Here is a 25293-nt window from a genome sequence, read left to right as displayed (position 1 = left end):
CTCACTTCTTGGGCGTCCAGTCCTCGACGTTCCACCAGGGGCCGGAGGCCAGTCCGTGGTCGTGCGGCTCGATCTGCGTGGAGAGCCCGTCCCAGCGGTCGGATACGACGTAGAGGTGGTCGATGTGGGTGAGGAAGGTGTAGCCGGGGTTCTTCACGAGCTCGCGCTGCACGGTGTCGTAGGCGGCCTTGCGGACCCTCTTGTCGCCGCTCTTGCGGCCCTCTTCCAGGGCCTTGTCGACGGCCTTGTTGTCGTACCAGGCCATGTTGTTGAAGCCGTCGCCGGCGAGGGAGGACTTCAGCAGCAGGTACTGGTCGAAGTCGGGGTCGGCCGGCGCGCCGCCGCCCGCGAGGACGGCGTCGGTCTTCATCCGCGGCTCGATGACCTCCCAAGTGCCCGCCTGGGTCTTGACGTCGATGCCGGCCTTCTTGGCGTCGGAGGCGTAGGCGAGGGCGTGGTCCTGGCGGAGCTTGTCGCCGGAGACGTACCAGAGGGGGAACGCGGCGCGCACGCCGTCCTTCTCGCGGATCCCGTCCTCGCCGGGCTTCCAGCCCGCGTCGTCGAGGATCTTCTTGGCCTTGGCGAGGTCGTGGACGCGCTCGGTGCCCTTGGCGAACCACTCGCTGTCGGTGGGGACGGGCCCGTAGGCGGCCTTGCCGGCGCCTTCGAGGATCTGGTCGACCATGGTGTCGCGGTCGACGGCGACGTCGAGGGCCTGGCGTACGGCGGTGTCGCCGGCGGCCTTGTTGTTCGTCGGCAGGGTCACGGTGCGGTAGTCGTACGTCGTCGCGGCGTACGTCTTCTTCCCCCTCTCGCCCTTGAAGGTCTTGGCGAGGTTCGGCGGCAGGATCGCTCCGTCGAGCTCGCCGGAGCGCAGCCGGGTCGCGCGGACGTCGTCGTCCTTGACGATCGCCATGGTGAACTTCTCCACCTTGGGCGCGCCGCCCCAGTAGTCGGGGTTGGCCTTGAAGCTGATCTTCTCGCCCTTGGACCAGCCGGCGAGCACATAGGGGCCGGTGCCGATCGGCTTGGTGGTGAAGTCGCCGGTGTTGACGTCCTGGCGCGCCGCGACGTGCTCGGGCGCGATGGGCAGGACGGTGCGCTCGGCGAAGGGCGCGTAGGGGTACTTGAGGGTGAAGACGACGGTGTCGTCGCCGGTCGCCTTGACGTCCTCGACGGCGTCCAGCTCGGTCTTGGAGGCGTTGTTGGTCTTCTCGTCCAAGATGGTGCGGTAGGTGAAGACGACGTCCTTGGCGCTGAACGGCTTGCCGTCGCTGAACTTCACGCCCTTGCGGAGCTTGTACGTGTACGTCAGCCCGTCGTCGCTCACCTCGGGCAGCGCGGCGGCGAGCGCGGGCTTGAGGCGCATCTCGGCGTCGAGGGCGAGCAGCCCGTCGAAGATCTTGGAGTTGCCGTCCTTGCCGTACCCGAGCAGCGGGCTGAGGCTCTCGGGCTCGTAGGCGATGCCCACCACCACGGCGGTTCCGTCGGCGCCCTTGCCGCCTGCGGTGCCGCCGCCCGGGTTCGAGCAGGCCGCCGCACTGGCTGTCAGCGCGGCGGCCAGTGTCGCGGCCGCCAGCCCTCGTATCGATCGGGCCGTCATGCTCTGTGCACCCCTATTGAAGATCATCGGTTGTTGCCAAGTGGAGGCAATTAAACCGTATGTAAAGAGTGCAGCGGCCCAGGACCCCCTACGGGGCCTGGAGGTCGACCAGTTCGGCCAGCGCCTCCTTGTGCCGTCCCGCGCTGCCCAGGGCGATCTCGTCGGACTTGGCGCGCTTGAGGTACAGGTGCACGGGGTGCTCCCACGTCATGCCGATGCCGGCGTGCAGCTGGAGGCACTCCTCGGCGGCGTGGACGGCGACCTTGGCGCAGTACGCCTGGGCGACCGCGACGGCGAGCGGGGCCTCCGGGCTGTCCACGGCCAGCGCGTCCGCCGCGTTGCGGGCGGCGGCGCGGGCCGAGACGACCTCCAGCCACAGCTGCGCCATCCGGTGCTTGAGCGCCTGGAAGGAGCCGACCGGCCGGTTGAACTGGTGGCGTTCGCGGGTGTGCCGGACCGTCTCCTCCAGGCACCACTCGGCGAGGCCGAGCTGCTCGGAGGCGAGCAGTCCCGCCCCGGCGAGCAGCCCGCGCCGGACGGCCGCCCGCCCTGCGTCCCCGTCCGCGAGGCGCGTGCCGGCGCCGCCGTCGACGGCGACCTGGGCCAGCGGCCGGGTCAGGTCGAGCGGGGTCTGCGGCTCGACGGTCGCCTCGCCGCGGTCCACGGCGTACAGGCCGTCGGGCCGCAGCGCGAGGAACACGTCGGCGATCGCGGCGTCGGCCACGCCGGCGACCGGTCCCTGCGGGAGCTCGGCGTCCGGGGCGGTCGACAGGGGCACGGCGAGCACGGCGACCCTGCGGCCCGCGGCGAGTTCGGACAGCAGCCCGGCGACCGCGTCCCTCCCGGCGTCGAGCGAGAGCAGCGTCTGGGTCGCGATCACGGAGCTGGTGAGGAACGGAGCGGGGGCGACGGTCCGGCCCAGCTCCTCCAGCACCACGGCGGCCTCGCGATGGCCGGCGCCCTGCCCGCCGAGGCTCTCCGGCACGAGCAGCCCGGCCGCGCCGACCTCCCCGGCGAGCGCCTTCCACAGCTCGGGGTCGTACGGCGTGCCGGACTCGGCGCGCACCAGGACGGAGGCGGTGTCGGTGCGGTCGGCGAGCAGGGAGCGCACGGCGGCCCGCAGGTCGTCCTCGGCCTCGGAGTACAGCAGATCGGGCGTCGTGCTCATCGGGTCAGGTCCTTCCAGGCGACGTCCTTGTCGTTGCGCGGCTCGGAGGGCAGTCCGAGGACGCGCTCGGCGACGATGTTCAGCAGCACCTCGCTGGTGCCGCCCTCGATGGAGTTGCCCTTGGAGCGCAGGTAGCGGTAGCCGGCGTCGCGCCCGGTGAAGTCCACCAGGTCGGGGCGGCGCATGGTCCAGTCGTCGTACAGCAGCCCTTCCTCGCCGCGGAGTTCGACCTCGAGGCCGCTGATCTCCTGGTTGAGGCGGGCGAAGGCGAGCTTCATCCCGCTGCCCTCGGGGCCGGGCTGGCCCGCGACGAGCTGCTGGCGCAGCCGTTCGCCGGCGAGGCGGGCGACCTCCGACTCCACCCAGAGGGTCAGCATCCGCTGGTGCAGATCGTGGGTGCGCAGCTCGGGGCGCTCGCGCCAGGTCTGCGCGAGGGGGCCGATCATGCCGCCCTCGCGCGGCAGGCGCATGCCGCCGATGGACACGCGCTCGTTCATCAGGGTGGTCTGGGCGACCTTCCACCCCTCGCCGACCTCGCCGAGGCGGTGGGCGTCGGGGATGCGCACATCGGTCAGGAAGACCTCGTTGAACTCCGCCTCGCCCGTGATCTGGCGCAGCGGCCGCACCTCGACGCCCGGGTCGCTCATATCGCAGACGAAGTAGGTGATGCCCTGGTGCTTGGGCAGCTCCGGGTCGGTGCGGGCGATGAGGATGGCCCAGCGGGCCGCATGGGCGCTGGAGGTCCACACCTTCTGCCCGTTGACCACCCACGCGTCGCCGTCGCGGACCGCGCGGGTGCCGAGCGCGGCGAGGTCGGAGCCCGCGCCGGGCTCGCTGAAGAGCTGGCACCAGACCTCCTCGCCGACCCACAGGGGCCTCAGGAAGCGCTGCTTCAGCTCCTCGGAGCCGTATTTCAGGATCGTCGGCGCCGCCATGCCGAGGCCGATGCCGATGCGGCGGGGGTCGTTGTCGGGCGCGCCGGCGGCGGCGAGCTCGGCGTCGACGACGGCCTGCAGCGAGCGCGGCGCGTCCAGACCGCCGAGGCCCTTGGGGTAGTGCACCCAGGCGAGCCCCGCGTCGAAGCGGGCCTTGAGGAAGTCGGTGCGCTCGGTGGCGGCCGGGGGGTGGGCGGCCAGCAGCTTCTGGGCGAGGTCGCGCAGTTCGTCGGCCCGCGTCATCGGCCCTCCCCCTCCGGGACGACGACCAGACGGCCGGTGGTGGCGCCGTCGGCGACCCGCTGGACCGCGCCGGCGGCGTCCTTCATGGCGACGCGTCCGCTGATCAGCGGGCGTACGACGCCCTGTTCGGCGAGCTTGGTCAGCTCTTCGTGGCAGCCGCGGACGGCGGCCGGGTCCAGCTGGTTGTACAGGCCCCAGTGGAGTCCGACGATCGAGTAGTTCTTCACCAGGGCGTGGTTGAGGGCGGGGCTGGGGATCGAGCCGCTGGCGAAGCCGACGATCACGATCCGGCCCTCGAAGGCGACGCACTTGGCGGACTTCGCGTACGCGTCGCCGCCGACGGGGTCGTAGACCACGTCCGCGCCTCGGCCTCCGGTCGCCTCCTTCACCGCGGCCACGATGTCGTCCTCGCGCCGGTCGACGACGAGGTCGCAGCCGAGCTCCTGCGCGGTGCGGACCTTGTCGGCGCCGCCGACGACTCCGATGACGCGCGCGCCGGCCGCCTTGCCGAGCTGGACGGCCGCGCTGCCGACGCCGCCGGCCGCCGCGTGGACCAGGAGCGTCTCGCCCGCCTGGAGGCGCGCACGGCGGTGCAGCCCGAACCAGCCCGTCTGATAGCCGATGTGCAGTGCGGCCGCCTCGGCGTCGTCCAGGGCTTCGGGAGCGGGCAGCACCGCCGCGGCGTCGGCGACGACGTACTCGGCGAGTCCGCCGTGGGGCAGTGCGGGGTTGGCGATGACGCGGCGGCCGTCCTCGGTCTCGCCGCAGATCTCCACGCCCGGGGTGAAGGGCAGCGGCGGCCGGATCTGGTAGTGGCCGCGGCAGAGCAGGGCGTCGGGGAAGTTGATGTTCGCGGCGCGGACCTTCAGCAGCAGCTGCCCCTCGCCCGGCGTGGGCCGGTCCACCTCTTCGAGCCGCATCACCTCGCCCGGCTCGCCGTTCTGGTGCACTCGCCATGCCTGCATCTCGGGGCCTCCACAAACCGTAGGCAGTACCACGCTCCCGACGCATACTAAGCGGTCGCTTGCCTCGACGGAAGAGCCCCTCGGCCCTTTCAGCCGCGCTTGGGCCTGGCCCGGACGTGCATCCGCTCCCCCTGCGGACCGAACAGGCTCAAGAACTCCACCGGCCCGTCCTCCGTCGGCCCGAACCAGTGCGGCACCCGGGTGTCGAACTCCGCCGCCTCCCCCGCGCCCAGCACCACATCGTGCTCGCCCAGCACCAGCCGCAGCCGACCGGACAGGACGTACAGCCACTCGTATCCCTCGTGCGTCCGCGGATCGGGCGCGGCGCCCCCGGACTCCTGCACCACCTTGTACGCCTGGAGCCCGCCCGGCTGGCGGGTCAGCGGGAACATCGTCCTGCCGTGCCGGACGATGGGCTTCGAACGCACCCGGGGATCGCCGACCGGCGGCGCGCCGACCAGCTCGTCCAGCGGGACCTGGTGGGCGCGGGCGATCGGGAGCAGCAGCTCGAGGCTGGGCTTGCGCCCCCCGGACTCCAGCCGCGACAGGGTGCTCACCGAGATCCCGGTCGCGGCGGAGAGCGCCCCGAGGGTGGCGCCGCGCTCCTGTCGGAGCTTGCGCAGCCGGGGGCCCACCTCGCTCAGTACGGCGTCGAGCTGGGTGTCGTCGTCCATGTGCGGATCCTGTTCCATGCCCCCTATTGCAAAAACAGCAACGGCGTTTGTCAATCCGGTGGATCGAGGAGACCGTGGAGACATGAACATGGACATGGACATCGACGAGAGCGCGCGGAGCGCGTACGACGCAGTGGTCGTCGGCGGGGGAGCGGCGGGCCTGAGCGCCGCCCTGGCCCTGGGGCGGGCGCGCAGAAGCGTCCTGGTGGTCGACGCGGGCGAGCCCCGCAACGCCCCGGCGGCGCATATGCACGGCTATCTGTCGCGGGACGGGATGAGCCCGGCCGACTTCCTGGCGACGGGACGGCGCGAGGTGGCGGCGTACGGAGTGGAGCTGGCCGAGGACCGGGTGACGGAGGCGGTCGCGGACGCGTCGGAGGGCTTCGGCGTACGGCTGGCGAGCGGCCGGGCCGTCCACGCGCGCCGCCTGATCGTGACGACCGGGCTCGTGGACGAGCTGCCCGCCGTCGAGGGGGTCGCCGAGCGCTGGGGCCGCGATGTGCTGCACTGCCCGTACTGCCACGGCTGGGAGGTGCGGGACCAGCCCTTCGGGGTGATCGCCACGTCGGCGCTGAGCACGCACCAGGCGCTGATGGTGTCGCAGTGGTCGAACGACGTGACGTTCTTCCTGCACACCGTGGACACGCTCCCCGACGAGGACTGGCGCCGGCTGGCCGCCGCGGGAGTCTCGGTGGTCGTCGGCGAGGTGGCGGGCGTCGTCGTCGAGGACGACCGACTGACGGGCGTACGGCTGACGGACGGTCGGGTCCACCCGAGATCGGCGGTATTCGTCGCACCGCGCTTCAGGCCGCGGGACGGGCTGTTGACGGCGCTCGGGGCGCGGACGGACGAGACGCCCTACGGCCCCTTCGTGGCGGTGGACGAGACGGGCCGCACGAGCGTGCCCGGCGTCTGGGCGGCGGGCAACGCGACAGGACCGGCGGAGCAGGTCGTCAACGCGGCGAGCGCTGGGTACCGCGCGGGAGTGACGGTCAACGCCGACCTGCTCTTCGCGGACGTAGACGCCAAGGCGACCGCTTGATGGTCCGCGTGGAGTGACGGTCCGCGCGATGCGCCGCCAGGGCCGGGGCCGGGGCCGTACGATCGGACGACGGCAGACCGCCGGACGGGGAGGGGCGGGGTGGGGGCAGTCGGATGGTTCCGGCCGGAGGCGAGCACTCCCCCGCGGGACGTCGACGGTGTGTTCGTGCAGGTTCTGGCCCAGGACGGATCGGTCGTGGGCGCCGGTACCCATCTATCCTCGGGACGCGTGCTGACGTGCGCACACGTAGTCAAGCGGGCGCTGGGGCGACCGGACTGGGTGGGGCCGGGCGGGGACACCGTGGACGTGACGTTCCCTCTGCTGCCCTCCTCCCCGCGGCGCCTCACAGCGCAGGTCACGGCCTGGGCAGCGATCCGCAATGTGCGACAGTACAGCGCTCAGCAGCCGAGAGCCCGGGGATGGGACGGCGACCTCGCCGTACTGCAGCTGACGGAAGATCCGCCGCTCGGGGCGGTTCGGGCGCGCTGGAGAGACCTGCCGTCCCCGTCCCAGGCGCCGGAGCCCTTGGACGGCCCTGGCGGGAGCCGTCTCATCCCCGAGATGAGCGGTGCGCCCGCGTGGTGGGCAGTCGACGGGTCGGTCGTCGGCATCATCGTGGCGCCGCCATCCGACGCCTTCGCGGGTCGCTCATGGATCGCCGACACCCAGAGCGTGCGGGCGGAGTTCGAGCGGCACGGCATCGGAGGGTGGCTGTGGTCCGGCGACGAGGAGCCTCTCATCGAGCTGACCCGTCGGCTCAGCTCCCTCCTGTACGACGACTTAACCCGGAGGGCCGCCGCGCGCAATCTTGCAGCGCAGTTCAACGTGGCTCATCCCGACGACGATTCAGCTCCCGGCTGCGCCGAGCTGGCCGTCTTCATCATGATGGAGCAGCGCGCGCTGGCGACGCTGACCCAATGGGCAGCGGCAGGAGAGCTCAAGGGGCATTTCGAGGAATCGCTGCGTCAGCTGATCGATCTGGGCCGGTCGTCCGGCTCGCACCGGCTGCTCGCACTCTCCGAGCATCGGCGACTGCTCGCCCAGTTGAGCCCCCTGGCAGACAAGGACCCGACGCTCCTGCCCAGGGCGGCTCGGTCGGCCCTTCCCCACACGCTGCTGCCTCCCCCGCTGAGCGGGGACGAGGTGCCAGACAGGGCGCTCGACGCCGCGGTGCAGGCACTGGAGGATCTCGACATCTCCTCCCTCCCCGGCGTTCCCGCCCTGCTGCGCGTCGTCGAAGGCGTGGCAGCGCGCAGCGACGCCCAGTCGCGTGAATCGCTGCGCGAATGGAACGACCAAGTGTCTCGACGGCTCGGCCTGCCCTATTCAGCACTCGCCGAGCGGCGTGCGGACGCCGACGCTCAGCAGAATGCCATGGCTCGCTCCCAGGCCCCGGCGCGTGATCCGCGCCCCTCCCGGCGGCTCCGCGTCTACACCTGGGACGCGGACTCGGGACTGACGGAGACCGAAGCAGGGGTCGCAGAGGTCACGACACCCGCCGCCCTGGCCGCGCTGGAAGGCGACGCCGACGTGCACGAGCTCGCCTGCCGCGGATCGCTGCCGGACCTGCGACCGCTCAAGGCGCTCCCCGCGCTGCGGACGCTGGCCATCGAGGACAACACCACCCTGGAGGACCTCGACGCCCTGGTCGGATGCGAGCGGCTGCGATCGCTCAGAGTGCACCGGTGTCCGCGGGTCACGGACCTGGCCGCGCTCGCGCGGACAGGTGTGGTGTTCCTGGAGGTGTCGCCGTCGATCAACGTACGCGTCCTGGAGACGCTCGCTCCCGCCCGCTGGCTGCGGGTGCTGCGCGTCGGCGGGCTGCCCGCCGACGCGGATCCGGCCGACCTGAGCGCGAAGCTGCCCCAAGTGAGCATCGAGATCTGGGACTGAGTCCCGTCGGACACAGCCAGAGGCCGGGCCCGCCCGGCCTCACCTGCGGAACTTGCGGTGTGTCATCACCATGTCGGCTTCCTGCTCCGACGTCAGCGTCTCCAGGCAGGTCGCCGAGCCGACCAGCTGGGGCACGGCCGTCGCCTGCTGGTGCGCGAAGATGTACAGCAGACGCGGGAACACCGCCAGAAGGCGGTGGACCAGGTCGGTGTCGGGCAGCTCGTGGAGCACGACGGTGAACGGCCCGGACTCCGCCTCGTGCCGGACGAGCAGCCCCCGCAGCTGCTCGTCGTCGTACGCGAATCCCATGCCGACCTCCTCGACGAGGAGGGCGCGGACCTCCTCGACCACGCCGTCGATGTAGCTCGACCCGTCGTTCCGGGGAACCGCCTTGCGGAGCACCCATGACGCGGGCGTCTCGCTCGCCCGGCGGACGTACATCTCCGGGGTCTCGCTCTGCCCCGACTGCAACAGGGCCAACCGCGTCCCCTCCCCCTGCCCGAGGTCGCGGAGCTGGTCGGCCGCCTTCTTCGGGACCCGGGCGAACGGGACCACGAGGTCGACGATCTCGTCCCGGTGCTCCTTGCTCTTCACCTGCGGGAGGAAGTGCTGCAGCGCCTGCCTCATGGCGCAGCTGCCGCCGAGTTCTTGCACCGGCCGTTCCGCCAGCAGGCCCTGGGCGACGACATAGCGCGAGTGGTCGCACGCGTAGGCGATCGTCGCGACTCCGAGGATCTGGGCCGTCTCCTCCAGCGCGGCATCGGAGACGTCGGATATGCGGCCTGCGATGAAGTCGGTCACGGCGGGGTACGGCAGCGATCCCATCCGCTCGATCAGGGGGCGCAGGCTTCTGGCGATCTTCTCGGGAGGCTCGCCCGGGCCGGCTCCCTCCGGCCAGTCCACCATGTCCAACCGGCCCAGATTCAGCTTCTTGAGCGTGCTGTCGGGCAGGCTACTGCGGCGTACCCCCGGCAGTGTGATGGGCAGGATCAGAAAGACGCCGTCGCTCGCCGCGTGCTCCGCGGAGGCGACGATCCCCTCTTCCATCACGGGGTACGACTTCAGCGCGTGCGGCGACAGCAGCATCACCATACCGTGGCAGGTCTTGATCTCGCGCAGGATCTTCCTGTTCCACTCGTTGCCGCCGCTGAGCACACCCTTGTCGACGACCGGATCGCATCCGAGGTCGTCGAGGTGCTGATCCAAGGCGAGCAGATAGTCCCTGCACCGGCAGCCCTCTTCGGGCGTGCACTGGGAGCTGTGACTGACGAAGATCCGCGGACGTACCATGGCCGCTACTCCTCGGGGCCGAAGGTACTCGGCGCCGGCAGCACCCGGAGCCAACGGACGCCGCCGCCTGCGACCGTGAGCGTCGCGGGGGCGTCCATCGCGCAGATGACCGCCGTGCCGTCGAACAGGTCCAGCAGGCGCACGGACTGCTGCCCTGCCACGAGGGACTCCGGGTGCACGGCCACAGACTCTGTGCCCGTACCCGAGTTCACCAGGCACAGGACCGTCTCGTCGCCGTGGGTGCGCACGATGCCCAGCAGTTGACGCTGCGCATAGCGCTGGACTCGGCACCTTCCCCGGGACAGTGCGAGGTGGCCGCGGCGCAGTTCCAGCAGGCGGGTCATGCCCTCCTGCTGGAGCAGGGAGAGAGGGAGCACGGGAGCGCCCGGGATGCTGAGGAGGACCGCCGCGGCCAGTCTCTGCTGCGACGAGTCAAGGCTCACCGGCAGTTGGTGGCTCCACTGGGAGCCGGGCCGGGCCAGCTCCAGGACCGCTTCGAGCGTGCTCAGTTCCATGCCGAAGGATCCACGGTAGTAGTCGCCGAGGCGCCGGTCGCGGATCGCGTCGCCGAGCGAGCGGTCCAGCGAGCGGGTCACCACATGGCAGGCCGCCTCGGAGTCGTCCGGCCTCTGGAAGTCGTCCGCCGCCTCGGCGGCCGGCGCCGCCGGGCGTCTGCTCATCAGCACCCGCCCGTCGTAGCCCTCCATGAGGTGCCGCAGATCGCTGAGCACGCCTCGTGCGAGGTGTCCGGGAGCGAGGACGCGCACGCCGTCGACGTCCCGGTCGAGCCACTGGCGCACGGAGTTGAGCATTCTGGCGACCGGCACGGGTGCGGCGCCGCTGTCCTGGTCGGCCATGAGGTCGACGTCGACGACGACGCGCACGCCGTGGTGGTGCGCGGCCATGAGCAGCGTCATGAACTCCCCGAAGTCGCCGAGGGAGTGCGGCATCTCCTCGTCGAGCGGGATTCCGTCGAGTCCGTCGCCCCTCGCCGAGGGGGTGACCGGGCCGACGACCAGGCACCGGACCCCGGCCGCCCGGATGCTCTCCATGGAGGCGGCGAGTCCCGGGAAGCCGGAGGGCGCGCCGGGGTGGCCGACGTCCGCCAGGACGCATCCGCGAATCCATGCGGGCACCTCGTCGTCGGCGTCGAGAGCCTGCGTCTCCGGGGTGACGACATAGCGTCTGCCGTCCTCGGTGCTCAGCTCGACGGGACCGCCGGCGCCCGACACGGCCCAGTCTCCGTCGGCGAGCGCGAAGACGCGGTCGGCGCAGAAGTCCAGGCGCACCTCACGCCGGAGGGAGGCGGGCAGCCCCAGACCCCAGAGCATCAGCCGCGAGTCTCCTCCGGCGGCCGCGACCCGGCCGCCGTTCACACTGACCGCGAGGCTGGTCACCTGCCAGGGCGCGCTGCCCACGGCAGTGGACTCGTCCCGCCCCCACGGGCCCCGGCACACCACGCTGCCGTCGGCGCGCGCCCAGACGAGCACCCGGCCGTCCAGCGAACCGGTGACCGCGGTGACCTCGCGGCCCAGAAGCTCTCTGGCGGCATGGGAGTCCTCGTCGAGGCGGCCGTCGAGCAGCCAGAGGTCGCCCGACCCGTCGATGACGGCGAGGTGACTTCCGTGCCAGGACCACCACAGGCTCTGCGCGGTCGCGGCCGCGGCGTTGGTGAAGCCGGTCATCGCCACGGCGGAGCTTCTCCCCTCCGAGCCCTCCACGGTGAGCGTCGATCCCGAGGTGTAAGCCCGCACCAGACCCGCCCTGGCCTCGAGGGAGAAGTAGACGCAACAGGCCTCTTCGCCGTCCGGCGACTCCAGAATCCGCGCCTGCCCGGTCGTCGACTCGTACTGTCCCACCGCGCCGTCCTCGATCCAGGCGAGCTGCGTGCCGTCCGCCGACATCGTCAGACAGCGACGCACGGCCCCCTCCGCGGGCGGCGGCACCCGCCCCGCGGGCCGCCCGTCCACCCCGTGCAGCGCGATGGCGCCGTCCGGGAGCAGCACCGCGTACTGTGCGCCCTCGGTCGCCGTCGAGGCCACCGCGGCCTCCGCCGCGCCGCCCGCGTGCGCGATGCTCAGCTTCGGCTGGCCGTCCGTGTCCAGGCGCTGGACCGCCGCGAAGGGCAGCCGGACGCTCTGGTCGCGCCGCAGTTCCAGCCGTACGGGATTCGACGCGGGCAGGGGGGTGAGGATGCTGGCCGCGTCCAGCCGTACCGTGCGCACGCCGACCGCGCGGACGGTGAGGGAGTCCTCGGCGGGCGGCCAGCTCAGCACCAGGCCGTCGGAGCGGACGCTCACCCCGATCGGCACGTCCCGCTGGACCAGCGCGCGGGCCGTGGCGGCCACCGAGGCGGGCCGGCCGAAGGGGTCGTGCGGCGGTTCCAGGCCGAGCCGTTCGGAGGAGGCCACCTGGATGCGCCAGGCGTCGTCGTGGCGCCGTACGCCGGCCGGCAGCCGTGGCAGGTAGTGCAGCGCCCACCGCCCGAGGTCGTCCGCCGCCTCGCCGACGGACGTCACCGCGTCCAGGACCTTGCGCAGCTTGTCCCCCACCAGCCGGCTCGTCGCGGTGGACGGCGAGAGATCCGCCCAGAGCAGCTCCTCGAACCAGCGGGTCAGCGGCTGGGCGTGCCGGTGGGCGTCCTCGGTGAACTGCCGTACCGCCTCGATGTGTTCGAGAGACCGGCGCGCGAGCCTGCGCCGCAGGACCCCGCCCGCCTCGGGGTCGATCAGCAGCGTCTGGTCGCCCGCCGCCTCCACCAGAGGCGAGAACCACAGCTCCGCCTCGATGCCCGCGGTCGACTGCGGCAGGAACCGCAGACGCGCCCGGCGCAGGAAGGAGCGCTCCACGCCTGCCGCGAGGGAGAGGCACTCGGCGAGCCTGACGAGGTCGGGCCGTGCTTTGGCGAGGTCGGCGATGTACTCCGCCATGCCCGCACTCGGCTCCCCGTGGCCCGCCGCGCCCGAGGTCACAGCCGCTCCAGCCATCGGCGCACGCCTGCAGTCGCCTCCTGGGCATGTCGAAGGGAGATACGCCGGTCGAAGGGGATGAACGCCACCATCTTCCGTAAGGCCGCCGGGTATTCGGCGCTCGCGTACGGCGTCACGCAGACGAGGGGGCAGCCGGAGTGCACCACGGCGTCGATGAACAGCCGCCACTCCTCGCTCCCCGCGATCGACCGGCCGGCGAAGGGCGGGCGGGTGAGGCCGAGGTCGGAGAAGAGGATCACGGGCGTTCCCGGCAGCGGCGGCTGGTAGGCCTCCCGGTCCAGCGGGTCGCGGCGTACGACGCCCCGGCTCGGGGAGCCGCGGAAGCGCAGCGCCTCCACGCGGTCCCGGCCGGCGATGGATCCGACCAGCTCGTGCAGCCAAGTGCGGTCGTCCTGGAAGGGGGCCATGCCCGCGCCGTGGTCCAGCAGGAGCTGGGCGCCGCGGCGGGTGCTGAACCGCTGGCGGCGCGGGACGGTCCGCAGCGCCTCCTGGCGGGCGACCTTGCGCAGCAGAGTCCGCTGGTCGAGCTCCCGGCTCTCGACGAGGGTGGAGACCGCGGCGAACATGACGCCTCTGGCCCAGTCCTGCTTCCACGGCGGCTCGTGCGACGGTTGGGGTGTGGCCGTCCTGCTTCCGAGCAGCTCCGCGTCGCCGGGCCCCTGGTCGACGGGCCGCCGGCCGACGTCCTCCTGGAAGCCGTCGAGCGCGGTGAGGGAGAAGTCGACGGGCCGCTCGGCGAGCCTGACCGCGCGCGCCGTGGGCGGTGGCCCGGGGGCGGCCGGCTCGTCCTCGTCCGTCGTGCGGGCCTCTCGCCGGGGCGGCGCCACGACGACGGGCACGGCTCTGGGCGTCTGGGCGAGAGGCTCGGGAGCGGCGGTGCGCGTCGACGCGTCGACGACCGCGGCACGGGGGTGAGGCACGCTGCCGGTGCGCCCGGCGGACGGACTTCCGTGCTCCCGCAGCGCGTTGACGGGCAGGCCCTTGTCGAGTCCCAGCAGCTTGGCCGTGCGCGCGGCGGTCTCCAGGTCGCGCGGCCGCAGTTCGGCGAGCGCCCGGACGAGGTCCCCGAGGAACACCTCACCGCGTGCGCTCACCTGGCGGGCTCCAGCCCCTCGCGCCGCTTGCGCAGGGTGACCCTTTCGAGCGTCTTCCACTCCGCGGTGCCGGGACGGACGCCCAGCTGCTGGCTGGCTTTGAGCGCGTCCAGGTACTCGGCGGTGCTGGGGCCCGCGGCGGAGTCCTCCAGCCTGCTGCGGACGGTGATCAGGTGCTCGGCGACCTGTTCGGCCAGCTCTGGTTCGTACCGCTCCCCCAGGTGGGACTCGGCCACCTTCAGCAGGTGCTCCCTGCCGGGCGCGGCCAGCTCGAAGACGATGCAGCGGCGCAGGAAGGGCTTGGGCAGCTCACGCTCGTCGTTGGTCGTGATCACGACCAGGGGGGCCAGTTCGGGCTTGACGGAGACGGCCGTCTCCTCGTCCCAGGGGTTGGGGAAGGACAGCGAGCCCAGGGGCCCCAGCAGGCTGTTGGGCAGATCGGGGTCCGCCTTGTCGATCTCGTCGATCAGTACGACGGAGCGCTTGGTCTCGGCGGTCGCGAAGGCCCGCCAGAGCGGACCCTCCGTGTAGTAGTACGAGATCTTCGGGTTCAAGACCTTGGCCGTCGCGTCGTTCAGGCGCTTGAGCGCGTCGAAGCGCCACAGCAGGTCCTCGGGCTCGGTCCGGGCGGTCACCACGTGCGCGTGGTATTCCCAACCCAGTATCCGGGCGACGTTGGGCGCCAGCGAGGACTTGCCGGAGCCGGGCGGACCGAACAGCAGCAGGGGACGACCGGTCTTGAGGGCGACGTTGACGGCGAGCACGACCTCGTCGTCGTCGAATACGTACACCTCGTCGTCCGCCGCGTACCGCGCGGAGCCCTCGGCCGCCTCGTCCCGCTCGCCGTCCCCCTGGCGGTCGGCCGCCGGGTCGAACTCCATGTCGTACTGCAGCACACGACCCTCCCAGACGGCGCCGGCATCCCCGACGCCTATTCTGCCCTGCTGCCGCCGATCTCAGGCGGGGATGCCGACACCCGTCAGAACGGTCACCCTCGGCAGCCTTCTGCCCAGCTCGGAGGGGTCGAACTCCTGCTCGACCAGGGGGAGATAGAGCATGCGCAGCCGTCGCACGGAGGCGAGCGCGGAGAGGACGGCCGCCCGGGGGCTGGGCGAGAGTTCGAGGAACATCACTCCGGAGCCCGCCAGCGCCGTCAGGTCGCCGAGGGCAGGGCAGCCGGACACCGTGAGCGTACGGAGCCGGCGCAGGGCTGCCAGGTCCCGGAGGTGGGTCAGGGAGGGATTGTCGGCGATCATCAGCGTGTGCACGAGCGGCAGCAGCCGCAGGACGGAGAGGTCCGGGATGTCGCCGCGGCAGACCACGTGCCGCACGCTGCCCGCCAGCGGAGCGATCTGGCTGGGGTCTTCGCCTCCGACGAGGTTCAGCACACGCGAGGCGGGCGTCCGCACAGCGCCCTCGGTCGTCCAGGATTCGACGAGGAGGGGCGATGCGACGGGGCGGTCGGGCAGTCGGCCGGGGCCGTCCCGCTGGGGGGACGGCGAGGGGAAGCGCTTGAGGTACATCTCCGCCGCCTCGCCGCCGATCAGCTCGGCGGTGCGCCGGGTGAGCCGAGTGCGCGGGTCGGCGGGGTCGAGCTCCTCGGGGTTCGGCAGCAGCTCCAGGACCATCGGCCCGGCCTCGGCCAGGGCGAGCGCCACGTCGGCGGTCGGCGGCGGGATGATCTCCGCGACCCGTTCTGCGACCTCGAGACGCACATCGGGGGCGAGCTCCAGCGACTCCGCCAGGCCCGCCGCCGCCAAGAGGCACAGACGCGTCCGGTGCTCCGGCTCCTTCTCCATGCGGTTCATCAGGCCCCGGAAGAGCATGACGCGCTCGGCGCGCCGGGCATGCCCGAACGCCAGCAGCACGACGTCCTGCCACTGGTCCTCGTGCGCCCTGACCAGCAGCTCTGCGAACGCGTCGGTCTCGACCGCTTCCTTGGCCGCCAGATACGCCTGAAACACGCGGTGTACGAACTCGACTCTGCCCGGTGCGGGCTCCCTCAGCAGGCCGCTGCGGCTGAGCAGATGCCGGTAGACGTCCACGGCTTGTGCGCCGGCGGCGCTCTGGGGCAGCGAGGGCAGCATCCGCTCGATGAGCCGCACGGCCCGGTCGGCGTCGATCGCGGTCTGACCGTTGCGCTGGAGCCACAAGGCGATTGCCTGCAGCACCTGGATCTGCGGCCCTTCGGCGAGGGTGATCCCTTCCGGGGAGACGATCCGCCGCTCCGTGTCCCTGCGGTTGAGCAGCATCGACAGGGCGGTGTCGTAGAGCTCTTTGCGCCGATGCGGCAGCACTCCACGCCTGTCGTAGTTGACGGCGCAGACCAGCGCGCACATCAACGGGTTGGTGACCAGGTCCCTCAGCCCCGGGTTCGTGGCGACGGCGGCCAGCAGCCCATCCAGGTGGCTGTCGATCACCGCGCCGTCCTTGTGCTCCGAGGCCACCGCCTCGTGCCATTTGACGATGTGCGACCGGACGTCGTCCATCGTCATCGGGGCGAGAGCGAACTCGGTGAAGCCCAGGTTGGCGAGCCATGACTCGGCGACGGCCGAGGGACGGGAGGTCGCCACGCACACATTGGCGGGATAGGCGGCGAGGAGGTCGGCCAGCCACCGGCGCACGTACTCCCGCTCCGCGGGGGCGACCTCGTCGATGCCGTCGACCAGCAGGAGGCCCCGCCCTGCGGCGAGCACCCTGCCCGTCCACCCGGCCGGCTGAGGGTGTGCGAGGCCTGGAGCGCTGATGCCGACGAGCTGACTCACGCCTGGCTGTTCTCGAACGAAGTGCGCGAGGTGGCGCACCCTAAGCAGAAAGGGCACCCGCCCCTGGTCGGGAGCGGTGACGCTCAGCCACTGGAGCAGTGTGGTCTTCCCGGAGCCCGCGTGACCGCGTATCAGGACGCGTCGGTCCGCGTCGAGGATCTGATCCGCGCGGACGCGGACGCCTCCTTCATCGCGGCCGACGGCCGGCAGCACGGTGTAGAGGGGGCTGAACGGCCAGCCGTTTCGCAGCCTGACGTCGGCGCCGAAGATGCCGATCCTGTCGTTGGCGGCGACGAGCGAGGCGAGATAGGCGGTCTCGAACGCCTCGTCCGCACTGGGCTTCTGCGGACCCGGGGACTGCGACTTCGCGGCGTGTCTCAGACGCAGCAGCTCGTGGGAGTCCAACGGCAGCACCGTGGCCAAGGCGCGAACGGCCCCATTGCTCGGAATCCGGTGCCCTTGTTCGTACGCCGACACCGAGCTCGACGACACGCCGACCCGAGCCGCCAGGTCGCGCTGTGTGAGGCCGGCCATGAGGCGTGCGTTCGTCAGGACCTCCGCCAGCGCCGTGCGCGTCGCGTCCTCCTCCATCAGCCCACGGTCCAGCGGATCATCCATGCCTCGTTCTGGATGGAGATGACGTGCTCGCACTCCGCGACGAACGCTTCGGCCCGCTCCGGAGTGTGGGCGGATTCACTGGTCCAACGGTCCAGCAGCCGTTCCAGTTCCTCAGCCGTGCGCAGGAACTCCAGGTGCTGGTAGGCGTACCGCTGCGCGACCGCGTGCGCGGTCACCGCGACCGAGACCGACGCGGCGACCGCCACCCAGGCGGCCAGTGCGCCCATGGCGAAGGCGCCCGCCGCCGCGGCCAGGACCGCGCCGAGGCCGCCGAGCACGGCCTCGATCCGGCCGACCCTCTGGAGGTTGCGGTGCATCCGCTCGGCCTTGGGGCGGTAGTACGTCTCGATCTGGCGGCGGAGGCGGTGGTCGACGTAGGAGTCGATGTCCTTCACGGCGGGCAGCTGCCTGGCCACGGGGGCGACCCCGGTCGTGTAGCGGACCAGGTCTCCCCCGTCGGTGCGGTAGGAGCGGCAGCGCTCGGCGAGGAGGGCCGAGGCGTCGGCAGCCTGCTGGTACGGGCCGACGCGGGCGAGGCAGGTGTACACCTCGGCCTTGAGCGCCTCGGACACGGCGCGCAGCCGGGTCCAGTCGCTGAGCCGGCCGGGTCCGCCCCGCTGGGCGGCGATCGGCGCGGCGCCCGCGGCCGCCGCGGCGGCGAAGGCGAGCACCGTGCCCACCGTCGAGTTCCAGTCCATGGTCTGCGCCGCCGCCGTGCCTAACGCGGCGGCGGCGATCCCGAGCACGAGAGCGAGGGTGCGCGCGCCTTCGACCGTCGCCTTGAGCTTGTTGGCGCTCTGCGACCAGACGCTCTGCTGGTCCCAGACCTTCGCTATGGCCGCGGGCTGCTCCTGGGTCTCTGTCACAGGGGAATTTTGACGGATCCAGCGGCCAATCCACCAGCGGGACAGCGGAGTTCAGCGATCGAACACGTTGTTCGCCATGGCCCGGCGGATGCCCTCGTAGCAGCGTGGGTGCGCTCGGCGGGCGAGCGCCCGGTGATCGCGCCGCCGGGCGCGGTGACGTCGAGGCGTATCCGCTCCTCGCCCTCGGCGATCTCCCGGCCCAGTGCGTCGATCATCGCCGCCCCCGTCCGAACGTCACCGTCTCATCTGACGATCCATCAGAACGGGGGCGGCGTACCGTCCGGCCTCAGCGGCCGAACACCTCGAAGGCGACGGCGGGCTTCCCGCCGAAGCGAGGGGCGAGGGACTCGGCGAACCCGGTGAGGAAGGAGCGGCAGTATTCCTCCGGGTCCTGCTCCGTCAGGGCCTCGATGTACGAGCGGTGGGCGAGCAGGGACTGCACGGAGCGCTCCAGGCCCGCCGTGGCGTCGACCGCGTGGGTGGGCGAGGTGGAGCCCGCGACGGCGACCCAGCGGACCCCGTTCCACGGTTCGAGGCCCTGCTCGGAGATGAGCTCGGGGAAGATCCAGCGGTTGCCGGCGTCCGCCGCCGCGTCCAGCGTCGCCCGGCCGACGGCCCGGTGGTCGGGCGTGTTCCAGGCCGTGCCGCCCCAGGTGTCGCGGTGGTTGAGGGTGATGACCAGCTCGGGGCGGTGGCGGCGGACGGCCGCGGCGATGTCCCGGCGCAGCCGGGTCCCGTACTCGATCACCCCGTCCTGGTGGTCCAGGAACTCCACGGCCCGCACGCCCACGACCGCCGCGCTCTCGCGCTGCTCCCGCTCGCGCAGCGGGGCGCACTCCTCGGGCGCGATGGTGTCTATCCCCGCCTCGCCCCGGGTGGCGAGGAGGTAGGCGACCTCGCGGCCGCCGTCGGTCCAGCCTGCGATGGCCGCGGCGCAGCCGTACTCGAGGTCGTCTGGATGGGCGACGACGGCCAGTGCGCGCTGCCAGTCGTCGGGCATGGGCTCCAGTTGATCGGTCATGGCGGCAGGATACGGCGGTGATCACCCGTCAGGCCCGCGACCGCCCGCGCGAGGGGGCGCTCAGGCCTCGCCTCTGGCCAGCGCCAGCAGCCGGTCCAGCACCCGTGTCCCGCTCGCCCGGACCCCGTCGTGCTCGTACTCGTCGGTGACCCAGGTGCGCAGCGAGCGGATGGTGCGCGCGGTGCGCAGCGAGTGCTCGGTGTCGACGTACATGTCGTCGTGGTAGACGGCGGCGGCGACGGGCACCTCGTTGGCGGTGAGCCGCGCGGGGTCGTACAGCACGGGCCAGTCGGTGCGGACGGCGAGGAGTTCGGCGGTCGCGCGCAGCGGGCGCAGCGCGGGGTCCACCTCGAAGTGCCAGGGGTGGATGGTCTCCCCCGTGAAGAGCAGCGGTCCGCGGCCTTCGAGCGCGGCGGCCGCGTCGAACTGCGGGAACTCGGCGCGGACGCGCTCGGCCGCCCAGCCGGTCGGCTCCTTGCCCTGGGCGTAGATGGCCTCGTGCAGGACGGCGTACAGCGGATGCGCAGCGTACGAGAGGACGGCGAGGACGCTCTCCTGGAAGGCGTCGGAGAGCTCGTGGCCGTCTCCCGTGCGGACGAAGGCGTCCTCCAGCAGATAGTGCAGCTGGTGGCTGCCGTCTGCGCTGCCGAGCAGGATGCCGAGCGACTGGAAGGCCTCGGGGGTCAGCGTGTAGCCGCCGGGGAGCACGGGGCGGTGCTCGGCGATGTGCTGGGCGACGCGGCGGGCGCGCTCCACGTCCTGCGGGTAGCGGGCGTAGTGGGCCTCGGTCTTGCGCCGGATGCGGGGGTAGGCGGCGCGGTAGACGTCGTCGGCGTGGGCGTCGAGCGAGGGCAGGCCCCCGGTGACGAGCGCGGTGCGCAGCCCTTCGGGCGCGGTGCTCAGATAGTGGGTGGCGCAGAATCCGCCGAAGCTCTGCCCGAGGACGGTCCAGGGGGCGCCCCCGGTGAGCTGCGGCCTGATGGTCTCGCAGTCGCGCACGATGCTGTCCGCCCGGAAGAGGGCGAGATGGTCGGCCTGGGCCTGGGGTCCGCCGCGCAGCGGCAGGGTCTGGCGGTTCAGGGGCGTGGACTGGCCGGTGCCGCGCTGGTCGAGGAGGAGTACGCGGTACTCCTGGACGGCCCGGGCGAGCCAGGCCTGTTTGCCGACGAAGCGGCGCGCGCCGAAGCCGGGGCCGCCCTCCAGGTACAGCAGCCAGGGCAGTTCGGCGCCGGCGCGTGCGCTCGCGACGACCTCGCGGCCGTAGAGCTCGATCTGCTCCCCGGCTGGGTCGGCGTGGTCGAGCGGGACGGTGAAGCGGCGGTCGGTGAGGACGACTCCCGGCTGGCGGTAGCTGGTCAATGCGGCTCCTGTGTGTCTGTCGGGGCGCAGGTGTGTGTCCGTGCGCGCGGATACGCCCCCGCCCGCCCAGTGCATCACACGGGGCGCGCGGGGAGGCGCGGTCGCCGGATCGGCCGGTCGTCGACTCGTACGGTCCCGGCCCGTGTGCGGCACGGCCCCCGCGCTCCTAGCGTGAGTGCATGATCCGGTTCGAGCAGGTCGGCAAGGTGTACCCGGACGGCACGACCGCCGTCGACGACCTGTCCTTCGAGGTCGCGGAGGGCGAGCTGGTCACCCTCGTCGGCCCCTCCGGCTGCGGCAAGACGACCACGATGATGATGGTCAACCGCCTCATCGAGCCGACCTCGGGCCGCATCCTCGTCGACGGCGAGGACGTCTCCTTTGTCGACCCGGTCAAGCTGCGCCGCCGGATCGGCTACGTCATCCAGCAGGTCGGCCTCTTCCCGCACCGCACGGTCCTCGACAACACGGCGACCGTCCCGTCTCTGATGGGCTGGAAGAAGGGCAAGGCGCGCGAGCGCGCCGCCGAACTGCTCGACCTGGTGGGGCTGGACCCGGCGGTGTACGGCGCGCGCTACCCGGCGCAGCTCTCCGGCGGCCAGCGCCAGCGCGTCGGCGTGGCCCGGGCGCTGGCCGCCGATCCGCCGGTGCTGCTGATGGACGAGCCGTTCGGCGCTGTCGACCCGGTGGTGCGCGAGCACCTGCAGAACGAGTTCCTCAGCCTCCAGGCCACGGTCCGCAAGACGGTGCTGCTGGTCACGCACGACATCGAGGAGGCCGTGCGGATGGGCGACCGCATCGCGGTGTACGGACAGGGGCGCATCGAGCAGTTCGACACCCCGGGCGCGGTGCTGGGCGCGCCCGCGACGCCGTATGTCGCGCAGTTCGTCGGCGCGGACCGCGGGCTCAAGCGGCTGTCGGTCACCGTCATCGAGGCCGACGACCTGGAGCAGCCGTCGGTCGCGCGTCTGGAGGAGACGGCCAGGTCCGCGGCGGCGCGGCTGCGGGAGGACGGCGCGCGCTGGGCGGTGGTGCTCGGCGCCGGCGGCGAGCTGCACGGCTGGGTCTCCGCGGACGCGCTCTCGATCGCCGGGGAGCAGGGCGCCGTGGGCGATCTGGCGCGGCGCATGGAGGCGTGGGTGCCGCTCGGCGCGCCGCTCAAGCAGGCGTTCAGCGAGATGCTCCAGCACGACGCGGGCTGGGTCGCGGTGGTGGACGGGGACCGCTTCGCCGGCGTGCTGACCCCGGCGAAGCTCCACGAGGCGCTGCGCCGTTCGGTGGACGCGGACGCGCAGGGCGTCGGGCGCGACGAGGTGGAGTTCGACTCGGTCGCGGACGCGTGAAAGACGGCCCGCCCCCGGCGGCTGCCGAGATAGCGTGGACAGATGAGCGAGAGATGGGACCCGAACGCCGCGGGTGTGCTGCGGCTGCCGTCCGGACGCCTGGTGCGCGGCCGCGGCCTGCGCCGCCCGCTGCCGCCCGGGCAGCGTCCGACGTACGCCGTCCATCTGCTGGGCAAGCCGCCCGCCGACGTGCCGTGGGAGTCGCGCTGGCTGCGCTGGCCCGACTTCCGGCTGCCCAGCGACCCCGGCGAGGCCCGCGAGGTCCTCGGCGAGGCGTGGCAGCGGGCCGGGGAGGACCGGGTGGAGGTCGCCTGCGGCGGCGGCCGCGGCCGGACCGGGACGGCGCTCGCCTGCCTGGCCGTTCTCGACGGCGTCCCGGCCGCCGAGGCGGTGGCCTATGTACGCCGGCACTACGACCGGCACGCCGTGGAGACGCCTTGGCAGAAGCGGTACGTGCGCCGCTTCGGCTCCTGAGACTCAGCCGCCCTCCTCTTCGAGCAGCTTCTTGCTCTCGAGGTACTCGCGGGCCACGTCCTGCGGCAGCCGCCGCCAGCTGTCCACCTGCTGGTTGAGCGCGGCCAGGTCCTTGGTGGTCAGCACGGTGTTGAGCCGGTCCAGGACGTCGGTCACCCCGGTGCTGCCCGCCCTGGCCCGGTTGACGACCGGCACGATGTAGTCGGCGTTCTGCAGACGCTTGTCGTCGGCGAGCAGCACCAGCCCGAACTCGTCGAGCGTGGCGTCGGTGGTCGTGGTCAGGACCATCTGGTCCTGACCGCTCTGGACGGCCTGCTTGGCCTGGGTGGTGCCGACGCCCTTGGGGTCGACGCCGGTGACGTCGATTCCGTACGTCTTCCTCAGCCCGGGCTCGCAGTACGGGCGTTGAACGCACTCGTCCCCGGCGGCGAGACGGACCGGCAGCCTGGATCTGCCGAGGTCGCTCAGGGTCTTCAGGCGGTGCTTCGCGGCGAACGCCGTGGCGACGGCGAAGGCGTTCTGGTCGACGGCCTTGCCCGGGTCGAGGACGGCGAGGCCGCGGGGGCCGGCGAGTCGGCGCAGCGCGCTCATCGTGGCGGTCAGATCGGGCGAGCCGACGGTGGCGGCCTTGGGGCCGTTCTCCTTCGCGTTGAGCCAGTCGGCGAAGGTGGCGGCGTACTCGGGCACCACGTCGATCTGGCCGTTCTCCAGCGCCGGCTCGTAGATCTCGCGGTTGGTGACGGACAGGATCTCGGCGCCGTATCCGGCCTGGCGGAGCAGAAGGGCGTACATCTGGGCGAGCAGATCGCTCTCGGTGAAGCCGGCCGAGCCGATCGTCAGATGCCTGCTGTCGCCGGGCGGCTCGGTGACGGCGCCCTGGTTCTCCAGCGACGGGCCGGTCGTGCAGGCGGCGACCGCGCAGAGCGCGAGGACCGCCGGCGCGCGGCGCAGGGCCCTCATCCGCCGCTGCCTCTCGCCCACGCGGGGGCAGCGCGCTGCGCCCCCACGAAGATCGTCTCGACGATCAGGGCGAAGGCGGCGACGAGGACGGCGCCGGCGACGACCTGCGGGGTGGAGGCGAGGTTGAAGCCGGCGGTGATGATGCGGCCGAGCCCGCCGCCGCCGGCGAGCGCGGCGATCGTCGCGGTGGCCACGAGCTGGACGGCGGCGATCCGCACGCCCGTGAGGATCAGCGGCGTCGCGAGGGGCGCCTCGACCCGGAAGAGCATCTGCGAGCCGGTCATGCCCATGCCCCGAGCGGCGCGTACGACGTCCTGGTCGACGCCGCGCATCCCGACGTAGGCGTTCGTGAGCAGCGGCGGCACGGCGAAGAGCACCAGCGCGATGATCGTCGGCCAGGATCCCCACGTCCCGATCGGACTGAGCAGCAGCAGCACGAGGACGGCGAAGGTGGGCACCGCGCGGCCGACGTTGGAGACGTTGACGGCGAGCGCGCCGCCCTTGCCGAGGTGTCCGAGGACCAGGGCGACCGGCAGGGCGACGGCGCAGCTCAGCGCGAGGCAGACGACGGTGAGATAGAGATGCTCGGCGAGGCGGTTCCAGACGCCGTTGTCGCCCTGCCAGTTGGCGGACGTGGTGAGCCAGTCCCAGGAGGCGGCGAGGGTGTTCATGCCGGCTGTCCTCGCGCCCAGGGCGTGAGGAGCCGCTGGACCAGCAGCAGCGCCAGGTCGGCGACGACCGCGATGATCACGCAGAGCACGGAGGCGGTGAGCACCTGGGCTTTGAAGTAGGTGTTCATGCCGGAGTAGACGAGGTTGCCGAGTCCGCCGTAGCCGACGATCGCGCCGATGGTGACGAGCGAGATCGCGGAGACGGTGGCGATGCGCAGTCCGGCCATCGCGGCGGGCAGCGCGAGCGGCAGCTCGACGGCGAGCAGCAGCCGGACCGGCCCGTACCCCATGCCGCGGGCGGCCTGCCGGGTCTCCTCGGGCACGGCTCGCAGCCCGGCGAGGATGTTCCGTACGAGCAGGGTGAGCGAGTACAGCACGAGTCCGGCGATCACCAGCGAGGCGGAGAGTCCGTACACCGGCAGGAGCAGGGAGAACATCGCGAGCGAGGGGATCGTGTAGAGGATGGTCGTCGCCCCGAGGACGGGTCCGGCGGCCCAGTTCCAGCGGCGGGCGGCGACGGCGAGGGGGACGGCGAGCAGGAGCCCGACGGCGACGGCCACGAGCGTGAGGTGGAGGTGCTGGAGCACCGCGTCCCAGAGGATCTCGCTGCGGGTGGAGAGGTACTCGCCGCAGATCCAGTCGTTGTGCGCGAGGCAGTCGTCGGGGGGCGCGGTCACCCGTCCATTGCAGCCCGCTCGCCTGGGGCGCGCCCGTTCTGCGCGGCTGATCGAGGGGGCTCGCGGCGCCTCGGCGGGCCCGTGGCGATCGGCGCCGTGGAGCCGCGCGCCGCGACGCGCGCATCAGCGCGCTCTCCCTGTGCCGCACCGGACGCCGTCCAGGTCACGGCCTCGGTCGGCGGCGCGCCCGCGCGGGGCTGGACGCGCAGGGCTGCCCGCGCGGGGCTAGACGACGAGGCGCTCCGGCATCAGATGCTCCACACCGTCCAGTTCGAGCGTGCACCGGGGAGGCAGGGGCGCGAAGTGCGCTTGACGCACCCGGACGACGAAGGGGCGGACGGGCTTCTCCGGCAGCTGACCGGAGAGCAGCGTGGTCCCGGCGTCATGGCTGGCTTGGTAGGCGATCACCTCGCCGTCGAGGAGGACCTCGACCTCGCCGCTCCTGCCCGGCCCTACGTTGACCGTGATCGAGTGGCTGTCCTGGTCGAGGTGGAAGTGGTGGCTCCGCCCCATGACACACCTCCACAGTGCTGGTGGTAAGTACAGGCTAGGTCCGTTGCCCCGCCTGTGCCCGGCCGCGCTCCCGCCGCCTTTTGGCAGGGGCCCGCAGGGCGCCCGGCGAGGCCCGCCGCCCGGTCCCGG

General features: G+C 72.4%; 21 protein-coding genes. 4 read left to right on the top strand and 17 right to left on the bottom strand.

The genetic code is table 11. The annotated features are described in order from the left end of the window. Position 1 precedes the first annotated feature (1 nt). The 5 genes from AB0M39_RS28605 to AB0M39_RS28585 form a co-directional block, all read right to left on the bottom strand. Positions 2–1603, bottom strand: coding sequence for an ABC transporter substrate-binding protein (locus AB0M39_RS28605; protein ID WP_365368823.1), 1602 nt, complete (start codon positions 1601–1603; stop codon positions 2–4). 88 nt (positions 1604–1691) lie between these two features. Further along, positions 1692–2771 (bottom strand): acyl-CoA dehydrogenase family protein, encoded by a 1080-nt coding sequence (locus AB0M39_RS28600; protein WP_365368822.1) that lies wholly within the window; start codon positions 2769–2771, stop codon positions 1692–1694. After that, positions 2768–3949, bottom strand: a complete 1182-nt coding sequence (locus AB0M39_RS28595; RefSeq protein WP_365368821.1) for an acyl-CoA dehydrogenase family protein — start codon at positions 3947–3949, stop codon at positions 2768–2770. The genes AB0M39_RS28600 and AB0M39_RS28595 overlap by 4 nt, the downstream gene beginning before the upstream one ends. Beyond that, positions 3946–4914 carry an NADPH:quinone oxidoreductase family protein gene (locus AB0M39_RS28590; protein ID WP_365368820.1) on the bottom strand — a complete coding sequence of 323 codons (969 nt, stop codon included), beginning with the start codon at positions 4912–4914 and terminating at the stop codon, positions 3946–3948. The genes AB0M39_RS28595 and AB0M39_RS28590 overlap by 4 nt, the downstream gene beginning before the upstream one ends. 89 nt (positions 4915–5003) lie before the next feature. Further along, positions 5004–5588, bottom strand: a complete 585-nt coding sequence (locus AB0M39_RS28585; protein ID WP_365368849.1) for an XRE family transcriptional regulator — start codon at positions 5586–5588, stop codon at positions 5004–5006. Positions 5589–5676: 88 nt separating this feature from the next. On the opposite strand from AB0M39_RS28585, the gene AB0M39_RS28580 reads away from it, so the two are divergent. Then, positions 5677–6630 carry an NAD(P)/FAD-dependent oxidoreductase gene (locus AB0M39_RS28580; RefSeq protein WP_365368847.1) on the top strand — a complete coding sequence of 318 codons (954 nt, stop codon included), beginning with the start codon at positions 5677–5679 and terminating at the stop codon, positions 6628–6630. A 561-nt stretch (positions 6631–7191) separates the two neighbouring features. Continuing rightward, a complete protein-coding gene (locus AB0M39_RS28575) occupies positions 7192–8523 on the top strand; it encodes a hypothetical protein (RefSeq protein WP_365368818.1) in 1332 nt (443 codons plus the stop codon). Between the two features lie 39 nt (positions 8524–8562). Here AB0M39_RS28575 and AB0M39_RS28570 read toward each other — a convergent pair whose 3' ends face one another. The 8 genes from AB0M39_RS28570 to AB0M39_RS28535 all read right to left on the bottom strand — a co-directional run bounded on the left by AB0M39_RS28570 (position 8563) and on the right by AB0M39_RS28535 (position 20526). Then, positions 8563–9813, bottom strand: a complete 1251-nt coding sequence (locus tag AB0M39_RS28570; protein WP_365368817.1) for a toll/interleukin-1 receptor domain-containing protein — start codon at positions 9811–9813, stop codon at positions 8563–8565. Between the two features lie 5 nt (positions 9814–9818). Beyond that, positions 9819–12800, bottom strand: coding sequence for an alpha-amylase family protein (locus AB0M39_RS28565; RefSeq protein ID WP_365368816.1), 2982 nt, complete (start codon positions 12798–12800; stop codon positions 9819–9821). After that, positions 12782–13897 carry a hypothetical protein gene (locus AB0M39_RS28560; protein ID WP_365368815.1) on the bottom strand — a complete coding sequence of 372 codons (1116 nt, stop codon included), beginning with the start codon at positions 13895–13897 and terminating at the stop codon, positions 12782–12784. Before AB0M39_RS28560 ends, AB0M39_RS28565 begins: the two co-directional genes overlap by 19 nt. Further along, complete coding sequence (locus AB0M39_RS28555; protein WP_365368814.1) at positions 13894–14793, bottom strand: MoxR family ATPase; 900 nt, start codon at positions 14791–14793, stop codon at positions 13894–13896. The genes AB0M39_RS28560 and AB0M39_RS28555 overlap by 4 nt, the downstream gene beginning before the upstream one ends. 60 nt (positions 14794–14853) lie before the next feature. Further along, positions 14854–17280 (bottom strand): NACHT domain-containing protein, encoded by a 2427-nt coding sequence (locus AB0M39_RS28550; RefSeq protein WP_365368813.1) that lies wholly within the window; start codon positions 17278–17280, stop codon positions 14854–14856. Then, on the bottom strand, positions 17253–18146 hold the full coding sequence (locus AB0M39_RS28545; RefSeq protein WP_365368812.1) for a DUF4231 domain-containing protein: 894 nt from the start codon (positions 18144–18146) through the stop codon (positions 17253–17255). Before AB0M39_RS28545 ends, AB0M39_RS28550 begins: the two co-directional genes overlap by 28 nt. A gap of 286 nt (positions 18147–18432) precedes the next feature. Next, positions 18433–19167, bottom strand: coding sequence for a PIG-L deacetylase family protein (locus AB0M39_RS28540; RefSeq protein ID WP_365368811.1), 735 nt, complete (start codon positions 19165–19167; stop codon positions 18433–18435). Positions 19168–19227: 60 nt separating this feature from the next. Beyond that, the gene (locus AB0M39_RS28535; protein ID WP_365368810.1) at positions 19228–20526 is read right to left on the bottom strand and encodes an alpha/beta fold hydrolase; all 1299 of its coding nucleotides are present in this window, start codon (positions 20524–20526) and stop codon (positions 19228–19230) included. 179 nt (positions 20527–20705) lie between these two features. Here AB0M39_RS28535 and AB0M39_RS28530 point away from each other — a divergent pair, with 179 nt between their 5' ends. Together AB0M39_RS28530 and AB0M39_RS28525 are read left to right on the top strand one after the other, a co-directional pair. Then, entirely contained in the window at positions 20706–21869 is a 1164-nt protein-coding gene (locus tag AB0M39_RS28530; RefSeq protein ID WP_365368808.1) for a betaine/proline/choline family ABC transporter ATP-binding protein, read from the top strand. Between the two features lie 42 nt (positions 21870–21911). Then, positions 21912–22343 (top strand): protein-tyrosine phosphatase family protein, encoded by a 432-nt coding sequence (locus AB0M39_RS28525; protein WP_365368807.1) that lies wholly within the window; start codon positions 21912–21914, stop codon positions 22341–22343. 3 nt (positions 22344–22346) lie between these two features. On the opposite strand, the gene AB0M39_RS28520 is transcribed toward AB0M39_RS28525, so the two are convergent. The 4 genes from AB0M39_RS28520 to AB0M39_RS28505 form a co-directional block, all read right to left on the bottom strand. Continuing rightward, entirely contained in the window at positions 22347–23303 is a 957-nt protein-coding gene (locus AB0M39_RS28520) for an ABC transporter substrate-binding protein (protein WP_365368806.1), read from the bottom strand. After that, complete coding sequence (locus AB0M39_RS28515) at positions 23300–23974, bottom strand: ABC transporter permease subunit (protein ID WP_365368805.1); 675 nt, start codon at positions 23972–23974, stop codon at positions 23300–23302. Before AB0M39_RS28515 ends, AB0M39_RS28520 begins: the two co-directional genes overlap by 4 nt. Further along, a complete protein-coding gene (locus AB0M39_RS28510; RefSeq protein ID WP_365368804.1) occupies positions 23971–24651 on the bottom strand; it encodes an ABC transporter permease in 681 nt (226 codons plus the stop codon). Before AB0M39_RS28510 ends, AB0M39_RS28515 begins: the two co-directional genes overlap by 4 nt. Before the next feature lie 225 nt (positions 24652–24876). Beyond that, the gene (locus tag AB0M39_RS28505; protein WP_365368803.1) at positions 24877–25164 is read right to left on the bottom strand and encodes a hypothetical protein; all 288 of its coding nucleotides are present in this window, start codon (positions 25162–25164) and stop codon (positions 24877–24879) included. Between the last annotated feature and the right edge of the window lie 129 nt (positions 25165–25293).

It is taken from the genome of Streptomyces sp. NPDC051907, assembly GCF_040681075.1.
GTDB lineage: Bacteria > Actinomycetota > Actinomycetes > Streptomycetales > Streptomycetaceae > Streptomyces.
This window is presented reverse-complemented; position numbering and strand designations above follow the sequence as displayed.

Coding starts and splice junctions, on each gene's coding strand:
- AB0M39_RS28565 (WP_365368816.1), bottom strand. CDS start 12,800: ATGGCTGGAGCGGCTGTGACCTCGGGCGCGGCGGGCCACGGGGAGCCG.
- AB0M39_RS28505 (WP_365368803.1), bottom strand. CDS start 25,164: ATGGGGCGGAGCCACCACTTCCACCTCGACCAGGACAGCCACTCGATC.
- AB0M39_RS28515 (WP_365368805.1), bottom strand. CDS start 23,974: ATGAACACCCTCGCCGCCTCCTGGGACTGGCTCACCACGTCCGCCAAC.
- AB0M39_RS28550 (WP_365368813.1), bottom strand. CDS start 17,280: ATGGATGATCCGCTGGACCGTGGGCTGATGGAGGAGGACGCGACGCGC.
- AB0M39_RS28540 (WP_365368811.1), bottom strand. CDS start 19,167: ATGACCGATCAACTGGAGCCCATGCCCGACGACTGGCAGCGCGCACTG.
- AB0M39_RS28575 (WP_365368818.1), top strand. CDS start 7,192: ATGAGCGGTGCGCCCGCGTGGTGGGCAGTCGACGGGTCGGTCGTCGGC.
- AB0M39_RS28590 (WP_365368820.1), bottom strand. CDS start 4,914: ATGCAGGCATGGCGAGTGCACCAGAACGGCGAGCCGGGCGAGGTGATG.
- AB0M39_RS28530 (WP_365368808.1), top strand. CDS start 20,706: ATGATCCGGTTCGAGCAGGTCGGCAAGGTGTACCCGGACGGCACGACC.
- AB0M39_RS28600 (WP_365368822.1), bottom strand. CDS start 2,771: ATGAGCACGACGCCCGATCTGCTGTACTCCGAGGCCGAGGACGACCTG.
- AB0M39_RS28525 (WP_365368807.1), top strand. CDS start 21,912: ATGAGCGAGAGATGGGACCCGAACGCCGCGGGTGTGCTGCGGCTGCCG.
- AB0M39_RS28595 (WP_365368821.1), bottom strand. CDS start 3,949: ATGACGCGGGCCGACGAACTGCGCGACCTCGCCCAGAAGCTGCTGGCC.
- AB0M39_RS28580 (WP_365368847.1), top strand. CDS start 5,677: ATGGACATGGACATCGACGAGAGCGCGCGGAGCGCGTACGACGCAGTG.
- AB0M39_RS28570 (WP_365368817.1), bottom strand. CDS start 9,813: ATGGTACGTCCGCGGATCTTCGTCAGTCACAGCTCCCAGTGCACGCCC.
- AB0M39_RS28585 (WP_365368849.1), bottom strand. CDS start 5,588: ATGGACGACGACACCCAGCTCGACGCCGTACTGAGCGAGGTGGGCCCC.
- AB0M39_RS28520 (WP_365368806.1), bottom strand. CDS start 23,303: ATGAGGGCCCTGCGCCGCGCGCCGGCGGTCCTCGCGCTCTGCGCGGTC.
- AB0M39_RS28605 (WP_365368823.1), bottom strand. CDS start 1,603: ATGACGGCCCGATCGATACGAGGGCTGGCGGCCGCGACACTGGCCGCC.